13 protein-coding genes and 1 pseudogene are annotated in these 16,635 nt (G+C 51.5%); 9 read left to right on the top strand and 5 right to left on the bottom strand.

Translation table 11 applies throughout. The features are described from left to right. The first annotated feature begins 116 nt into the window (after window positions 1–116). Window positions 117–2,186 carry a discoidin domain-containing protein gene (locus AC27N8_RS33750; RefSeq protein WP_487073833.1) on the top strand — a complete coding sequence of 690 codons (2,070 nt, stop codon included), beginning with the start codon at window positions 117–119 and terminating at the stop codon, window positions 2,184–2,186. A 70-nt stretch (window positions 2,187–2,256) separates the two neighbouring features. Here the strand turns inward: AC27N8_RS33750 and AC27N8_RS33745 are convergent. Further along, window positions 2,257–2,433 (bottom strand): annotated as a pseudogene (locus AC27N8_RS33745) (LLM class flavin-dependent oxidoreductase); the annotation flags it as partial. Window positions 2,434–2,805: 372 nt separating this feature from the next. On the opposite strand from AC27N8_RS33745, the gene AC27N8_RS33740 reads away from it, so the two are divergent. Together AC27N8_RS33740 and AC27N8_RS33735 are read left to right on the top strand one after the other, a co-directional pair. Next, window positions 2,806–3,729 carry a class I SAM-dependent methyltransferase gene (locus AC27N8_RS33740; RefSeq protein ID WP_487073831.1) on the top strand — a complete coding sequence of 308 codons (924 nt, stop codon included), beginning with the start codon at window positions 2,806–2,808 and terminating at the stop codon, window positions 3,727–3,729. Window positions 3,730–3,997: 268 nt separating this feature from the next. After that, the gene (locus AC27N8_RS33735) at window positions 3,998–5,149 is read left to right on the top strand and encodes an RICIN domain-containing protein (RefSeq protein WP_487073829.1); all 1,152 of its coding nucleotides are present in this window, start codon (window positions 3,998–4,000) and stop codon (window positions 5,147–5,149) included. Between the two features lie 48 nt (window positions 5,150–5,197). Here AC27N8_RS33735 and AC27N8_RS33730 read toward each other — a convergent pair whose 3' ends face one another. The 4 genes from AC27N8_RS33730 to AC27N8_RS33715 all read right to left on the bottom strand — a co-directional run bounded on the left by AC27N8_RS33730 (window position 5,198) and on the right by AC27N8_RS33715 (window position 9,556). Beyond that, window positions 5,198–6,124, bottom strand: coding sequence for a carbohydrate ABC transporter permease (locus AC27N8_RS33730; RefSeq protein WP_487073827.1), 927 nt, complete (start codon window positions 6,122–6,124; stop codon window positions 5,198–5,200). Beyond that, window positions 6,124–7,071 (bottom strand): carbohydrate ABC transporter permease, encoded by a 948-nt coding sequence (locus tag AC27N8_RS33725; RefSeq protein WP_487073825.1) that lies wholly within the window; start codon window positions 7,069–7,071, stop codon window positions 6,124–6,126. Before AC27N8_RS33725 ends, AC27N8_RS33730 begins: the two co-directional genes overlap by 1 nt. 19 nt (window positions 7,072–7,090) lie before the next feature. Further along, window positions 7,091–8,395 carry an ABC transporter substrate-binding protein gene (locus AC27N8_RS33720; RefSeq protein ID WP_487073823.1) on the bottom strand — a complete coding sequence of 435 codons (1,305 nt, stop codon included), beginning with the start codon at window positions 8,393–8,395 and terminating at the stop codon, window positions 7,091–7,093. 132 nt (window positions 8,396–8,527) lie between these two features. Beyond that, a complete protein-coding gene (locus AC27N8_RS33715; RefSeq protein ID WP_487073821.1) occupies window positions 8,528–9,556 on the bottom strand; it encodes a LacI family DNA-binding transcriptional regulator in 1,029 nt (342 codons plus the stop codon). A 263-nt stretch (window positions 9,557–9,819) separates the two neighbouring features. Between AC27N8_RS33715 and AC27N8_RS33710 the strand changes: the two genes are divergently transcribed. The 6 genes from AC27N8_RS33710 (at window position 9,820) to AC27N8_RS33685 (ending at window position 16,539) form a co-directional block, all read left to right on the top strand. Then, a complete protein-coding gene (locus tag AC27N8_RS33710) occupies window positions 9,820–10,752 on the top strand; it encodes an alpha/beta hydrolase family protein (RefSeq protein ID WP_487073819.1) in 933 nt (310 codons plus the stop codon). A gap of 265 nt (window positions 10,753–11,017) precedes the next feature. Further along, entirely contained in the window at window positions 11,018–13,135 is a 2,118-nt protein-coding gene (locus AC27N8_RS33705) for a GMC family oxidoreductase (RefSeq protein ID WP_487073817.1), read from the top strand. 239 nt (window positions 13,136–13,374) lie between these two features. Further along, window positions 13,375–14,226 (top strand): DMT family transporter, encoded by an 852-nt coding sequence (locus AC27N8_RS33700; RefSeq protein WP_487073815.1) that lies wholly within the window; start codon window positions 13,375–13,377, stop codon window positions 14,224–14,226. A 91-nt stretch (window positions 14,227–14,317) separates the two neighbouring features. Continuing rightward, a complete protein-coding gene (locus AC27N8_RS33695; RefSeq protein ID WP_487073813.1) occupies window positions 14,318–14,875 on the top strand; it encodes a hypothetical protein in 558 nt (185 codons plus the stop codon). A gap of 53 nt (window positions 14,876–14,928) precedes the next feature. After that, the gene (locus AC27N8_RS33690) at window positions 14,929–15,390 is read left to right on the top strand and encodes a hypothetical protein (RefSeq protein WP_487073811.1); all 462 of its coding nucleotides are present in this window, start codon (window positions 14,929–14,931) and stop codon (window positions 15,388–15,390) included. Window positions 15,391–15,561: 171 nt separating this feature from the next. Next, window positions 15,562–16,539 (top strand): hypothetical protein, encoded by a 978-nt coding sequence (locus AC27N8_RS33685; RefSeq protein ID WP_487073809.1) that lies wholly within the window; start codon window positions 15,562–15,564, stop codon window positions 16,537–16,539. Window positions 16,540–16,635 lie beyond the last annotated feature (96 nt).

The following is a 16,635-nucleotide window of genomic DNA, read 5'->3' as shown; positions in this document are numbered from 1 at the left end:
TGAAATAGCATCGCACAGAAGAGAATCGATTACGTTGATAATCGATTCTCTTCTCCTGATTGTTCGTGCTTTTCATATTTTACTTATGATGACAGATAATGGAAGAAGGTAGTACAATGATAGACCAATTTCAGCAGCCAACAAGGCTTCGCACACCCTACAATACATGGCTGCGCGTAACCCTACTCTGCATATTTCTATTTGGTAGTCAACTCCTGATGCTTGCGCCAAAAAATTCCAGTGCTCATGCTGCCGCAACCTCCAAACGGCTTCAGACGGCACAGCAGAACATACCCATGAAGCAACTGCCCATTATAAAAAAGACGCACGCCAATGGAGACGCCCCGGGTGTGGATGCCACGATCACCAACACAGCGCAGTATGCATCTTATACGATTGGAGACACGGTCTTTTACAGCCTTATAGTATCGACAACACCTTCCTCCACCCCCATTACTACTGGTGCAACGGTTGAGGTTACGGACCCGTTACCGCTTGGTCTCACAAATGTCACCGTCAACGGAGGTGCCAGTTGGGCCGTCAACACATCGACCACCACAAGCCCATCATTAATTACAGCATCCTATATCGGCACCTTTCCCATCGGCACAGAAACCATACTGCCAACCATAACAGTCGCCGGCACCCTGGCATCGACGGCCGGACCTAACTTCTCAAATACGACTGGCGCCTCCTATACAACGACCGCCACAGTCACTACTACAGGTGATACGAACAGCACAAATGATGCCTCGACATATACATTTGCTGTCGTGACACCTACACCTACAGTGACATCGACATCTACACCTACAGTGACATCGACATCTACAGTGACACCAACGCCTACAGTGACTCCTATACCAACAAATCTGGCACTGGATACTCCAGCAACTGCCTCCTCTGTACTACTGGGCTCAGTAGCAGAAAATGCAGTCGATGGGAACCCTGCCACCAGTTGGTCATCGGCGGCCGGAAGTGGACCTCCTCAATGGGTAGAAGCCGACCTGGGAAGTATTAAAGCCATCGACGAAGTACAACTACTCTGGGGCGCCAACTTCGCGACAGCTTACCAGATCCAGACCTCTAACGACGGCGTCACCTGGACAACCATCTATAGCACGACCACAGGAGCCGGAGAATCCCAGGATCTTACAGGCCTCACAGGATTCGCCCACTATCTACGCATGTACGCCACAGCGTTTGCTGGACCCTATATCACGCTCAACGAGCTTGAAGCATTTGGACCAGCGATAGCCAAACCCAACCTGTATACAGTCATCAACCACAGTGGTGGAAACGTCTTCTCGGTCGGACAAACCATCAACTACACCATCACCACCACCAATCTGGCCGGAAGCACGCCCGAAAATCAGACCGTGACCACCACCGATACCCTACCAATCGGCCTGACCAATATCGTAGCCACAGGAGCTGGCTGGCAGATCACAAACACCAGTGCCATCAGCCCGGCAGTCATCACCGCCGTCTACACAGGCACCTATCCCATCGCCGCCGCCACGGCCCTACCGCCATTGTTCATCAGTGGCACCTTAACCACAGACGCCATCCCCACCTTTACCAATCAAGCCACAACCACCTCAATCGACGATCCCAACATCGCCGTTGATAGCATCACCGTACTCCCTGCGGTTAACACAATCCCTGTGACAGCTACTTATCCCGATCTGATGATCACCCAAATGCATCTGGGTAGCGATCCCTTCAAAGTCGGTCAACGGATCACCTATGTCCTGACCGTTTCAAATGCACGCGCAGCTCAAAGTGCCAGCAATCCCATCAGCGTCACCGAGGCACTGCCCGCTGGCCTGGCAGACATCCAGGTGCGCGGCCTGGGATGGAACATCGCAGCCAACTCCATGAATGTCTATACCTTTCCGCATAGTAGCCCGACCCTCATCACAGCCAACCGCATCAACGCCGCACCGCTGGCTCCAGGAGGGTCCCTACCGTCAATCTTCATCAGCGGCATCGTCACCAACGCCGCCGGACCAGACCTGGTGACAATAGCAACCGTCACAACTCTCAATGACATCAATACGAACAACAACCGCTCCGTCGATGTCGTCGATGTGAAGGAAGGCCATCATCAGGACCAGCATGATCAGCATGACCATCACCACCATCATCAAAACCATCATCAAGGGAGGCATAGAGACCAGTAGAGCACGATAATGAGACCAAAGAGAGCTATCCGCCGCAGATTTGTGCAGCGAATGGCTCTCTTCTTTTTTATTGGGAAGGTTGCGGAATCGTATGAAAGTGATCAACAAGCCATACCGATTCAAAGCCGACTTCGTCGGCAGTCTGAGCGATCCGCGTCATCGCCTCATAGGCTGCACCAGGATCTTTGATGCTGACCAGATCCATCATCCAGCCTTGTGGCAAAGATACACCAAATTTTAAGGCCATAAAAAACCTACCTTCATCTCTCTTAACATATTCATTCATTAAACGTCCGTTGAACAAACGATATCATATAACTCAAAGAGATGTCAAACCAATAGCGCTCAAGGTCCTCATCAGTGTTGATGTGACAGTGTGGGGAGATCCGCAAGATCTACACCGAGCCATGTTATCAAAAAGGTTAAATAACTCTTAGTATTACTGCTTTCCTCACAATTTTAATGCTACATTTATACATTCACTTATCTATTGATTTATAATTACACAAGCATCACACCTTGCTTGCCTATTTTGACCATCAGGGATCAACCACCCCTGCCACTTATTTTCTATCATCGTATACACATCAACCAATGGATGTGACGAAAGGGTTCATACATGAGGTTCTTCCGCTGGATCTTTGGCAATCGGCAAGAGATCCAGGATACCGCGATCAATCAGGAATATGAGGCGCCTAATTCTACAATAGAACATAGCGATGATAGCCGTCGTCGTCGCAACGATATTCCCTATTTACTCCCAAAGGACATCGAAGAAGGTTCTCGTTTAAATCTCCAGCACTATTTATTACGCTATGCGATAAAAAGCAATTTTTTGGCTCCCGTTGAAGAGCCGATCCAGCAGATCCTGGATGTGGGAAGCGGCACCGGCATCTGGGGTCATGAGATTGCACGACAATTCCCCTCCGCACGTGTTTTCGGTCTAGATCTCGAACCGCCTCAGACGCTCTCATTAGCGGCATCGGTCACATCGTCGCCGCCCAACTATCACTTCGTCGAGGGCAACGTCTTACAGGGACTCCCATTTCCCGATCGGACCTTTAATTTAACACATCAACGTATGCTGGTCCTGGCACTTCCGTCCAAGGAATGGCCTGGTGTCATCACCGAGCTTATCCGTGTCACCCGTACAGGAGGTTGGGTTGAGATGCTTGAACTGGGCGGCAAGATGTATCATGCAGGTCCGGCTACGGAGCGTATCCTTGACCTCTCCAATGCCTTTCTGATGCGACGTAGCTTCGATTTGCATATCGCTGAGCGGCTCTCCATGATGCTCAAACAAGCCGGGCTGCACCGGGTCGAACATCATATCATCGATATCCCCATCGGCAGTTGGGACACACATCTGGGAGTCTTGCTGGAAAAAGACATCCTATCCGCCTTTGTCGGCATCAAAGCAGGCATCTGCTCCCAGCTACATGTTCCGCCGGAAGAATATGATCGCCTGCTGGCTGCGCTGCCCACCGAATGGAAGAAAAATCGAACTCATCATCGCTTCCACCTCACCTACGGACAAGTCTAACCCAGGCGTCGTACGCTAAGCGTACGGCGCTACAGATCTCTCCTCAAAGTACTAAAGTACATAAGCTTAGCCGTTGATAAACGTCTATGCTATACTATATAATCAATCGATTAGCGGCTATTTAAGTATATCCATACTTTGCAGAAATTATCCTTCACAAGCGACCTTAAAGGCCATCTTCCTCATGCTTTCTGATCGATCCAGCATGAGATCATCATATGTCTAATCGATAAGAGAAGAGAAATGTGATTTACAGGGAGAGAAAAGCATGAGCCAGGATTCCAATCAGGAACACAACCTCAACGCTGCATATAGATCCAATCCAGATGAGTCCAACGACGAGACCATAGCTAATCCAAAATTAACCAATTATTGGGACTACGATCCTAATCCTTACACGCCGCCAGCGCCATCTAATCCATATGCAGAGCCTGGTATCCCCTCAGCGCCATCCAACCCATATGCGGGAGCGGGCGGACCATCCTCACCATCGAATTTCTATTCAGGACCCGGCACGCCATCCTCACCATCAAATTTCTATCCAGGACCTGGCAGACCCTCATCGCCTTCCAACCCATATGCAGAACCTATCATCCCATTATCGCCTTCCGCCTGGAATAGAGCCATAGAAAATAGCCGCCAGCATCGGCGGGGAAGTATCATGATGGCGCTGATCCTGCTCGTGCTCATCCTCATCGGAGTGACCAGCGGACTCATCTACTACAGCAACCAGCAACAACAGCAGGTTGCCGCACAAGCGACTCAGACAGCCATCACGAATCTCCAGGCCAGCCAGACCGCTGCCGCGAACATCCAGGCCAGTCAAACCGCTGCCGCTAATCTTCAGGCCAGCCAGACCGCCACGGCCAATCTCCAGGCCGGCCAGACTGCTACCGCCATCGCCCAGGCACACCAATCCGCCACCGCCATCGCACAGATACAGATGACCGCCACCGCGCAGGCGAATCAGTCCGTGGTCGCGAACCTTCAACCGGGACAGACCTTCCATATCATCAATCGTGGCAGCGGCAAAACGCTGGAGGTGGCAGGTGCTTTAACCGACGATGGCAGCATCGTTGATCAATGGAGAGATAACGGAACACGAACACAGAAGTGGAGCATACAATCGACCTCAAACAACTATTACGAGCTCATTAATCACAACAGCAACAAGGTACTGGAAGTCCAATTCTCTTCCTTAAACGATGGCGCGACCATCGACCAATGGGACAATGATGCAACGCCAACGCAGGAGTGGCAATTCGTGCATACCACCGATCAGAACTTCAAGCTTGTCAACCGCAACAGCAATAAAGTGCTGGAAGTGGCGGACGAATCAATGGATGATGGCGGGACAGTTGATCAAGCGGACTACAATGGCAGTCCCTATCAGGAGTGGTATCTGACCCCTACCGAGTGAAGTCATGTTCAACCTTCCGACAAGCTGGGTCATACACGCACGCCATTGCTAAGCTTTCACACTACCGGCGGTCAATCCGCTCTGCCAGTAGCGCTGTAGAAACAAGAAGGCGATAACCAGCGGCGTGATCGAGACAAGCGCTCCTGTGATCACCAGCGTATACAATAACTGAGCTCCCCCGTTGACGCTTGCTTCTGCGTTCCAGGTGGCTAATCCCAGCGTGAGCGGATAGAGCGTCGGATCGCTAAAGACGAGCAGGGGCAGAAAGTAGTTGTTCCACGTTCCGACGAAGGTAAAGAGTAGCACAGTGACAAATCCGGGCGCAAGGATACGCAAGACAATACTATAGAAGATGCGAAACTCGCTTGCGCCATCGACGCGGGCCGCGTCCAGAATCTCATCGGGGACCGACAGATCGACATAGACACGTATCAAAAACACTCCGAAAGGACTGACCAACGACGGCAAAATCAAGGCTAAAGGCGTATTAATCAATCCAACTTTGCTGAGCAGCAAATAGATGGGGACCGCGAGAGCTGTGTTGGGAATCATGACCGAACCCAGGATAATTGCATAGAGGAGTCGTCGCCCCGGAAAGAGATATTTCGAGAAGACGTAACCGGCCAGCGCTGCCAGCAAGGATGCTCCAACAGCGCTACAGATCGAGTAGTAGAGAGTATTCAGCATCCAGATCAGGAAGATGCCCCCATCTTGCGTAAAGAGCTCTTGAAGATTAGTAAAAAGATTGAAATCTCTGGCAAAGCCTAGCCCGAAGGTGGAAAAAAGATCGGCATTCGTCTTCGTCGCCGAGATGATAAGCCAGATGAACGGCAGCAAAAAATAGATCAGGCTGAGCAGCATAAGCGATGTTACGATACTGCGTCCCTGCCAGCGCCGATTGGCTGGTCGTGACGCACGCGCCGACAAGGACTCAGGTTGAGCGTCCGATCGCGATGTGCGTGAGTAGACAGCCATTAGCGAAGCCCCCTATTGCTGCGATACATAAAAAGGTACGAGCAGATAAAGACGATCAGCCCCAGTGTGAAGGAGATGGCAGCCGAGTAGTTGTATTGTTGATTGGTGAATGCCAGCGTGTAGGCATAGTAGTTTGGCGTATAGTAACTATTGATCACGTCGGGTGCCAGTGTGGACATGATCTGAGGGATGCCAAACAGTTGCAGGCTACCAATAATAGAAAATATCATGGTGAGTGTAATGGCAGGCGCGATCAAGGGGATCTTGACGAAGCGTGCAACGTTGATGCCGGAGGCTCCATCGACGCGAGCCGCATCGTACAGATCTGAGGGAATACCCTTCAATGCTGTATACATAACGATCATATTGTAGCCCATATACTGCCAGGTCACGACATTCCCAATCGAAGTCAGCATCCACGAACTACTCAGAAAGGCAGGGGGCGCAACATGGATAGCATTGGCCACCTGCGTAAAAAGCCCAAAACTTGGGCCGTAGAGATATCCCCAGATCAGCGCCGAGACAACCTCTGGGATGGCATAGGGAAGAAAATATCCCAGACGAAAGAGTGTCCTGGCCCACGGGAGCCCACTATCGAGGAGTAAGGCAAAGATCAGCGCACAGATCAGCATTACAGGCACCTGGACAATCATAAAGAGCAGCATACGACGAATGCCATCCCAGAAGGTACTATCCTGAAATACCTGAAGATAGTTTTGCACCCCCATAAAAACGGTCCCTCCGATCAAGCGATCGGCAAAGAGACTGACCCACAGCGCATAGCCCAGCGGAAAAAGAAAGAACAGCAGAAATAAGATCAGAAACGGTGCCATGAAAAGATAGGGAAAGCCGACGTGCCGACGCCAGATATGCCACCTCGATCTTCTCCGATCCCGTTCCCTACCGGTCACTGGAAAACGGCGCTTTAACTCCTGCTCATATTGCATAGAAAAAACCACCTTTAAATTATTTGACGGTGAAACCCTGGCTTTTCGCGTAGGTTACAGTTGATTGTTGCAGATTCTGTAGTCCTTGCGCAAGTGTGTATTTTCCACTATTGGCGGCTGCGAGCTGATTTCGTAGCTCGTTATCAACATAACTCTCGAAAGGACTCCACTGATAGGTTGTGTCGATCGCCTTGGATGATGCACTGAAGATCTCGTTGACCTTTTGCCCTCCAAAGAAAGGGACGGCCGTATTAATGGCGCTATTGGTCAGAGTGCTGTTGAGAACGGGAAAGAGCGATTGCTTTTGGTTCAACATCAATGTGGAGGCTGAGTCATGGTTCAACCAGATTGCAAACTCGGTCGCTTCCTTCGGATGCCGGCTCTGCGTGGTGACGGCGTCTGATGAGCCTCCCCAGTTGGCAGAGACGGAATCTCCTGCATTCCACTGCGGTAACGGTGCCACAGCCCATTTACCCGCAGATTTGGCAGCAACGCCCGAGAGGAAGACTGGTCCCCAGGCAGCCGTGAGCCACGTGGCATAGGTTCCATTTCCCAGGCCCGCATACCAATCGTTAGTAAAGTCCGAGGCGGTAGAAACCGATCCATTATTAATCAGCCCATTCCAATAATTCGCCACCTTCAGAGCTCCGGCATCATTGATTGAGATGCCCACGGTCGTTCCGCTTACGCTAAAGGGTCGGGAACCGGCCTGCGCCGCGAACGCCTCAAAAGGGGACGAGTCGTTGGGGAAGTTGGTCAGATAGATGTTGGGATTGGCATTATGGAGAGTTTCGGCCTCCTGAGCAAATTCGGCCCAGGTCGTCGGCACCGCGAGATGGTATTGTACAAAAATATCCTTACGATACAGCATCCCCATGGGACCACTATCCTGTGGGATGGCATAGACTTTATTATCCCGCGAGACCTGGTTCCAGGCCCAGGAGACATAATCATTTTTGACCGCATCGGCACCATATTGAGTCAGATCGAGCAGTTTACCGGTTAAGATAAATTCAGGAAGATGAGATAACTCGATCTGGGCTACATCTGGCGCTCCAGTACCAGCCTTCAAAGTCGCCTGTAGCTTGGTATACTCTGGTGCCGACTGTCCTGCATTCTCCAACTTGATCTTGATGTTGGGATGCGATTTTTCAAAAAGATCGACTTCAGCCTGAAGATTGGGTACCCAGGACCAGAAGGTGAGCGTGACAGGTCCATTGGAAGTGGTGCTGCTTGAACCTCCACAGGCAACCAGCAGCGGAAAAAGTAAGCAGCTTAGCATGATAAGAAAAATTATATTATATAAATATTTGCGCGTAAACATATCATCTCCTCAACGAGTATTCAGTAACATTACATGACGCGCAACAAGCTTTTCATGCCCATTGTACGTATACAATCACAGCCGATGACAGGACATGCCAGTTCAGGCGGGATACCAGGATCGATGAGATAATCATGTTTTTCTTCGCTCCACTTTTTTGCCCGTAGAGGCCCGTGTTCTGAGAGTTGGAGCCAACAATGGCAGCGAGATAACACGTTTGCCAGCAATCATATCAAGCAAAATCGCGATAGATTTTTCCATCAAAGCAATCCGATCCATCCGGATCGTGGTCAGTGGAGGAGTCATATAGGCAGCCAGCACAATATCATCAAATCCGGCAACGGAGAGATCATGAGGCACCTGAAGACCTCGCATCCATGCAGCGGAGAGCACTCCGATCGCCATCAAATCATTGGTCGCAAAAATAGCCGTCGGTGGATCTGGAAGTGCTAAAAGCTGAAGCGCCGCCGCCTCTCCACTACGTGCCGACGAGTCACCATAAAGGAGCAGTTCGGCATCGAAAGGATATCCAGCTGCCGCCAAAGCCTCCACAAAGCCTGCCACGCGCAGATGATGCCGAAGCCGCTCGCCAACGACTCCGTGCGCGACAATGCCAATGCGACGATGTCCCAACGCCAGAAAATGCTCGGCCACCAGACGCCCGCCAGTATAATAATCGAAACCGATCGTGGCAGGGAAATCCAGCTCCTCCTCATCCCAGATACATCCCAGGATAGGCAAGCCCCCGGCCACAAGATCATTGAGCGTCGCGAAAGGCAATCCGCCAGATCCACTCATCATGATAATGCCGTCGACACGTCGAGCATGCAAATCAACCAGAAGATCCTCACCCAACAGCTTATCATTCTGCGTATTGGTCACCAGAATCTGGAAACCCTCACGATGCAAGATGCGCTCAGCTACCTCGATCAGTTCCGCGTAGAAAGGATTCGTAATCATCGGCACCACAAAACCGATCGTACGCGTCTTCTGAGTAATCAGGCTGCGTGCCACCAGATTCGGACGATATCCCAACTCCTCAACAAACCGCAACACCTTCGCACGCGTCGCATCACTGACCGGTTTCTTGCCCGAAAGCACATGCGAAACCGTCGCCGCCGTCACCCCCGCCGCCTTCGCAACGTCATAGATCGTCGTCATACAAAGCCTCTTTGCCCGCTCATAGATCCAACAGTTAATCGATTAAATCGACCAGACACGGGAAACATCCTTGTTAAAAGCTGCCTGTTAATCGATTAACGAGAATGTAACAGGATTTCAAACGAATGTCAACGGAAAATCATCTCAAAAAACAATCCACAATAATATGATGCATGCGAAAAGAGCAGCCCGGCTATACAATTATTTCGCACATATCATGATATGATCATCAGAAGAAAATCCAGAGAAAGAAATGTGTGACGATGATCATCAGACAAAATTCGACACTCCACAAAGGCAGGCTGCGACTACGCCGATGGCTATTGCTCCTACTGTCAGTCATCCTGTTGCTGGCGATCGTGACCGGAAGCGCTGGATTCATCTTCACCAATGACCTCCTGGTCCCCAATCATCGGGGCAGCAGCCCCTTCGGCAAGCTCGATCCCGCCCGAGGAGTGCACGTTCAGGAGATTCAGCTCACAAGTCCACTTGGAGATCTACCCACGCTGTACGTGCCTGGAAAATTAGATACCTGGGCCATCTTGATCCACGGCCGCAACGATTCACTGGGATCAGGCGTCCACTTCTTTCAACCCCTGGCAAAGCTGGGACTGCCCATCCTGGAGGCCGCCTATCGCAACGACGCCGACGCCCCAAAGAGTCCCGATGGCTTGCTGCATCTCGGCGATAGCGAGTGGCAAGACGTCGAGGCACCTGTCAGATATGCCATGCAGCACGGTGCTCACCATCTTGTCCTCTATGGATGGTCGATGGGCGGATCAATCGCCGAAGAGTTCCTTGAGCATTCAACGTACGCCAGCAGCGTCCAGGCACTCATTCTCGACGCCCCCGTCCTCGATTGGCGCTCCACCCTGAACTTCCAGGCCGCTCATCGCCATCTGCCCGACGCCTTCGCCAATATCGTCGAATCCATCGCCTCGCTGCGCAGCGGCATCAACTTCGATCGCCTCGACCAACTCGATCAAGCACAAAAGCAGATACCGATCCTGCTCTTCCACGGCACCAGCGATAGCTCCACACCCATCGCCGTCAGCGACACCTTTGCCAGGCTCCATGCCAGCATTGTCACCTACTATCGCGTCCAGGGCGCAGAACACGTCCAGTCGTGGAATAAAAATCCCAACCTGTATGATGCGCGTGTCCGCGCATTCCTGACACACATCCTGCACATGTGACTCGTATTAATTCAATCTGTCATATCATTTATCTTCTATCACCTTCCTAATAAAATTCATCTTTACATCTATTAAACGCGCCTAGAGAGAAAATCTTCAAATGCATAGAACCTGCTCACATTCCGCTCTATATATAAAGCCTGCCTGCTTATTTATAGAAATCCAAAGAGGATTTGTATTCTTCACATACGTTTATACTAGAGAGTCCTGCATTATCGTCAAAGAAGAGGCTAGCAATGAGCGCGCAAAGGAGCAAAGTAAAAATATGGGTGAGGCATTGGACACCAATCGGACGCTTGAAGCATTAGTAGACAGAATTATCCCGGCGGATAGCCATCCATCGGGCTGGCAAGCCGGCGTGGGAGTCTTTATTAAGCGCGTGCTCACAAGCGATCTTGCAAGCCGTCGACCGCTGATCGAGTCTGGTCTGGACGATCTTGAGCGGGAGTCGGCAGCCCGCTACGATGGGAAAAGCTTTGCCGCTATCCCTGCGGCAGAGCAAGATGCTCTCTTTGAGGATTTGCTGGCGGGCAGGACAATTCTATCCTGGACGGTCCCTGCTCAGGATTTTGCGCAGTTGCTGCTCAATTTGACGATCCACGGCTTCTATAGCGATCCAGATAACGGAGGCAATCGTGCTGCGATCTCCTGGTCGATGATCGGTTATCGTCCGGTTCAGAAGCAGACAATCTGGCCGCAGATAGCTGCGACGCCTCCCCGGACGCTCTCCTGGGAGCATCTGCAAGCCGCCTATGAGTATGTGGTAATCGGTGCGGGCGCAGGCGGTGGCGTGGCGGCCTGTGTGCTGGCTGAGGCTGGACATCAGGTGTTGCTGGTTGAACGCGGCGACTGGCTACTCACGAGCGATCTCCGACCGGATCATCTACGCAATCAGAGGGTGGTTCTGGGCTATGATACTCCGGCGGGACCGCCCAGCGAGGGAAATCCTCGGGTCTTCTCGACGTCCGCCGGGGACGAGGTTATCACTCCAGCAGATTATCGCTGGAATAATAACGCGATGACGATCGGTGGTGGCACACGCGTCTACGGTGCGCAGGCGTGGCGCTTTTCTCCCGAGGATTTCCGTATGGCTACAACGTATGGTGTCCCCACAGATAGTTCGCTGGCGGATTGGCCAATCTCCTATGAAGATCTTGAACCGTTCTATACGCGGGCCGAATGGGAGATCGGGGTGTCTGGAGATCCATCCGGGGATAGCGCCACCGGTCCTCGCTCACGGGATTATCCGATGCCGCCACTGCCCGGCAACGCAGCCCGTAAAGTCCTCGACGCTGGCGCTCGGACGATGGGAATTAAGACAGGTCCCGTGCCACTCCTGATTAATTCGGTGCCTCGCGACGGTCGTGGAGCTTGCCTCAATTGCGCGGCCTGCGTCGGTTTCGGCTGTCCCGGCGAGTTCAAAAATGGGACGTATAACACCGTCATCCAGCGAGCCATCGCCACGGGCCGTTGCGAGGTGCTCATCAACGTCCGGGCTGAGAAGTTGCTCACGAACACGGAGGGCAAGGCAACTGCGGTGGCGCTGGTGACTTCTCACGACGGATCTATCCAGAGACGCACGATCAACGCGCAGCAGATCATCCTCGCGGCCGGTGCTATCGAGACTGCTCGTCTGCTACTTAATAGCAGTTCAGCGCGTGAGGTCAATGGACTCGGCAACAATCACGATCAGGTTGGACGCCACCTGCAAGGACACGTCTACACTGGAGCCATCGGGCTTTTTACCCAGGATATTCAGGATTGCTTTGGACCAGGTCCAAATATCGCGACCAACGACTTCCGCCATCACAACGACGGGATTATCGGCGGCGGTATGCTAGCCAATGACTTTATCCAGACGCCATTGGCTAGCTGGAACATGCTCACCTCCCTCGGAGTTATCCCCCGCTGGGGCGCAGATAGCAAGCAGGGCATGCGCGATCTTTACCCCCGCATGATCCTTGTCACGGGACCGGGACAGGAAATCCCTAATCCCGAGGCCAGAGTTACGCTCGATCCACACGTACGCGACGGCTTCGGCATCCCGGTCATTCGCCTCAGTGGCAGCATCCACGATCTTGACTATAAGACAATGGAATTTATGGCTGAGAAGGCGAGCAATTGGCTCATGGCTAGCGGTGCTCGGACAATTGTTCCACTCACCCGAGCCAGAGCCGAAGGACCAAGCGGCGGACAGCATCAAGCGGGCACGTGCCGGATGGGCGATGATCCCGCCACCTCCGTTACCGACAAATGGGGACGCGTCTGGGGGCATGACAATGTCCATATCGTCGACGCCTCGCTCCACGTCACCAACGGCGGAGTGAATCCCGTTCTCACCATCCTCGCCAACGCCTACCGCATCAGCGAGCATCTCAGCTAGTCCAGGCGTTACACACCGCTGGTTGGATTTTCATACCTGAAGCGACGCATCGTATACAGGCCTACGATGTTATTTTTGGTGTAGAGAATTTGAGCATTACATATTACCTTGTATGGTGCTATGCTTTTCCAGGTAGTTTTTACGACTATAAATACATCCAAGATATAAATTGCTCTATTTGACTTCCATTTATTTATAATCTATTCTATAAGAAAGTGAATAAAGGAAGTGCCTATTCTATGTCATGGACAGTATTAATTGTATTAAGCACCCTGCTGTTTTCTCTTAGTAATCTATTTCATAGAGTAGTAATGAGAGATATTAAGTCAGATCCCTTCGCACAAACCTTTGTGTACTATGGGATCGCAGGCTTGCTTACGTTGTCGCTCGCAATAGCGCGTGGGAATTTCCAGTATGCGATTTCGTGGCATCAAGTCCCTTTTTTTGCGTTTTTGATGCTCGCCGGCATGTTAGCTCCCATCTGCCGCTTCAGAGCCGTCAAATATTTAGAGGCCTCGGAATGCAGTATCTTGCTCTCCACCCAAAACCTCTGGGAGGTGGTTCTGGCCTTTTTTGCGTTACAGGAGACCTTTTCCAGTAGGAGGCTTTTAGGGACCTTCATCGTCTTGATTGGCATTGGCATCGCGCAATGGAGGAAAAAGCGCTTTGTGTTCAACCATGCCGTCATTTTTGCTATGATGGCCGCGCTACTCTATGCGCTCAACAACATCGTTGGAGACTATGTCGTGAGAGACTATGACGTTTTCTCTTTTAACGCCTACACCTGGTTCCTCCCACTCCTATTACTCATCTGTATCCGCCCAAAAATCTACAAAAAGTTGTCTTTTTATCGACAGCCAAAGCATCTGCTCAGCGTATGTATCGTCTCCTGTACAGCCACAATGGGAAGTATCTGCATCTCGAGAGCCTATCAAGTCGCCAGAAACGCCTCATTAATCGCACCCATCAGCGCCTCAGGAACAATCGTCACCGTCATCCTTGCCATCCTGATCCTCAAAGAGAGGAACCATATGCGACAAAAAATTGGAGGCGTCATCGTCGTCGTCATCGGACTCCTCCTGCTTATCTAATCCGCTCTTCTCTAAAAAACACAGCATAAGCCTTGTCGCTGAACCAAGAATAGGCTACACTAGAAAAAAGCAGAGAAAGGTTACAGATTTAGTGGAGAGCCGAGCACAAATCGAAATCTATTTACGTGATCTGGACGATGCGATTGCCGCACAACCACTCTTGACGGAGACAGTCATCCGCTGCTGGGTCCCGGGCGGTGGTGCTATCTTGGCCCACGGGATGTCTCATCGGAAGGCCACAAAAGACATCGATGCGGTCTTCGACAAGATCGATACGCTCACCAGGACACCTCAAAGCGATGCCCTGGTGAAAGCGGTACGCATCGTCGCCCGCAAGCATCATCTGCCCAAGGATTGGCTCAACGACGACGCCGCGCTCTTTGTCCGTGATATGATGCCTGCTCCCGAGTTGCTGCCGTGGTTCTCAGGACATCATTTGCAGGTCGATATCCCCTCAAAAAGATGTCTACTAGTGCTGAAATTGATGGCCGGTCGTCCAAAGGATAGCGATGACATCGATGTCCTCCTCGACGAGTTGGATCTAGCAACACGTGAGCAGGCGCAAGAACTCATCAACTTTTTTGTCCCGGACACCCGTTGGCACGCCCATGAGATGCTCCCCAAGACCCTGGATGCTCTTTTCGGATAGATGCCTGCATGCTTCTTTCTTCCATGGTACAATAGAAGTGGAGGATAGATAAAATGTTCGATCAGAGATTGCATACGTTGCATGATGCCTATGTGGAGATCTGCTCCGGCGAGACTCCCTGGGTGGCGCTCGGCAACTTTATGAATGATTTCTTTGGCTATGCGACAGATCAACGCGCCGATCTGCTCTATCAGGCTGTCTCTCTGCCGCTGAATGCCTCGCTTGAGCAACAGCGCTGGGCCGTCTTTTGTGCTGCATCCGTCGAATATCTCAGCGCAAAATATCTCCTCCCCTGCCCCAACTGGGTCCATGCAGAGCAATATGCTCCCCTGGCAGATCCATGGTTTCTGGGCATCGGTGCTAAAAGAAAACCGGTTCAGGAGCGCCTGCGCCTGGAAACTCCGCTAGAATTTGCGCGCAAAAATGTGTTTTGCGGCGACCGTGTCTACGCCAACAAATACGAGTCAGCCGCCGCTTATCGCCGCGAAGGACTTCAGCCAGTTCTATCCGCCTGACAAAGTGGAAAGCGTCACTACTGCACAAAATAAGCTTTTATCTATTTATCGCGATCTGTATACTATTAATAGGGACTCATACAATAAAAATTCGTGGGCTCCCTATTTACAATTTATGCTGCTAGAGACGCTTTTCTAGCAGCGCAAGTAGAATACAGTACGAGGATAAATATGACCTTACACCAATCCCGTAGCAATTTCGCACGGGGACAGCAATTAGTAGGAACAGCAGCCCTGGCACTGGGATTCGCGGCCTTGCTGGTACCTCATAGCGCATATGCAGCGACCCACACTATTCATAACCATGTAGTATCCACTACTGCTCATTTTGATGCTTCGTGCACTCCGGTGCCGCTGCCACCATGCGACACACAACCAATTGGACCCAGTACCTATCCTGGTGGAACCTATCCTGGATCAACGCAAGGACCCAATACCACACCAGGTCAGGTCCCCAGCGACGCAACCACGCCAATTGTGGTTCAGCAGCCACCAACAGCTCCAATTAATATTGTACTGACGCCTGTTTCAATCGATATTCCACAGACGCCAGCACCACCTATCTTGATTCAGCCGTCACCAAACACAATCAACGTGACACCACCACAAATAACCGTCAACCTGCCGGCGCCACCACAGCAAACGATTTACTTTGCACAAAATCCAGCACCAATTGTGCAATATAATCAAGCGCCACCAATTAACTACGTCACATCAACAGCGACACCATTGCCGCCGGTAATTATCACAGCTACGCCTGTGGATACAACGCCACCAGTAGGCCCATCAACTGCACCTACCGGATATACTCCAACACAAGGATGTCAGCCATCCTATCCAAGTTTCCCTAGCACAACTGCACCTTGTCAGACATCGACACCAAGTTTCCCTAGCACGACTGCACCAAGTTTCCCTAGCACGACTGCACCAAGTTATCCTGGCACGACTGCACCAAGTTATCCTAACAGCGCAGCACCATGCCAGCCGGCATACCCAAGTTTCCCTGGCGGCACATCATGTACGCCATCAACCCCAAGTTTCCCTAATAGTGCTGCACCTTGCCCACCATCAGCCCCAAGCTATACCAACTACATGCCATCCTATTCCATGTGGTCAGGTTTCAGCCGCAATGTAGCACCCTGCTGGTAACAGGCAATACAAAGCAATCGTAAACGCCATGCTCTTACGGCTAAGTAGCAATCAGGAGCATAAGCGAAGCCGACTATAAGCTCGGTCATGGGGAAC

This window comes from Dictyobacter sp. Z7_2 (genome assembly GCF_057551105.1).
Note: the sequence above shows the minus strand (reverse complement) of the source record. Positions and strands in the feature narration are given on the sequence as shown.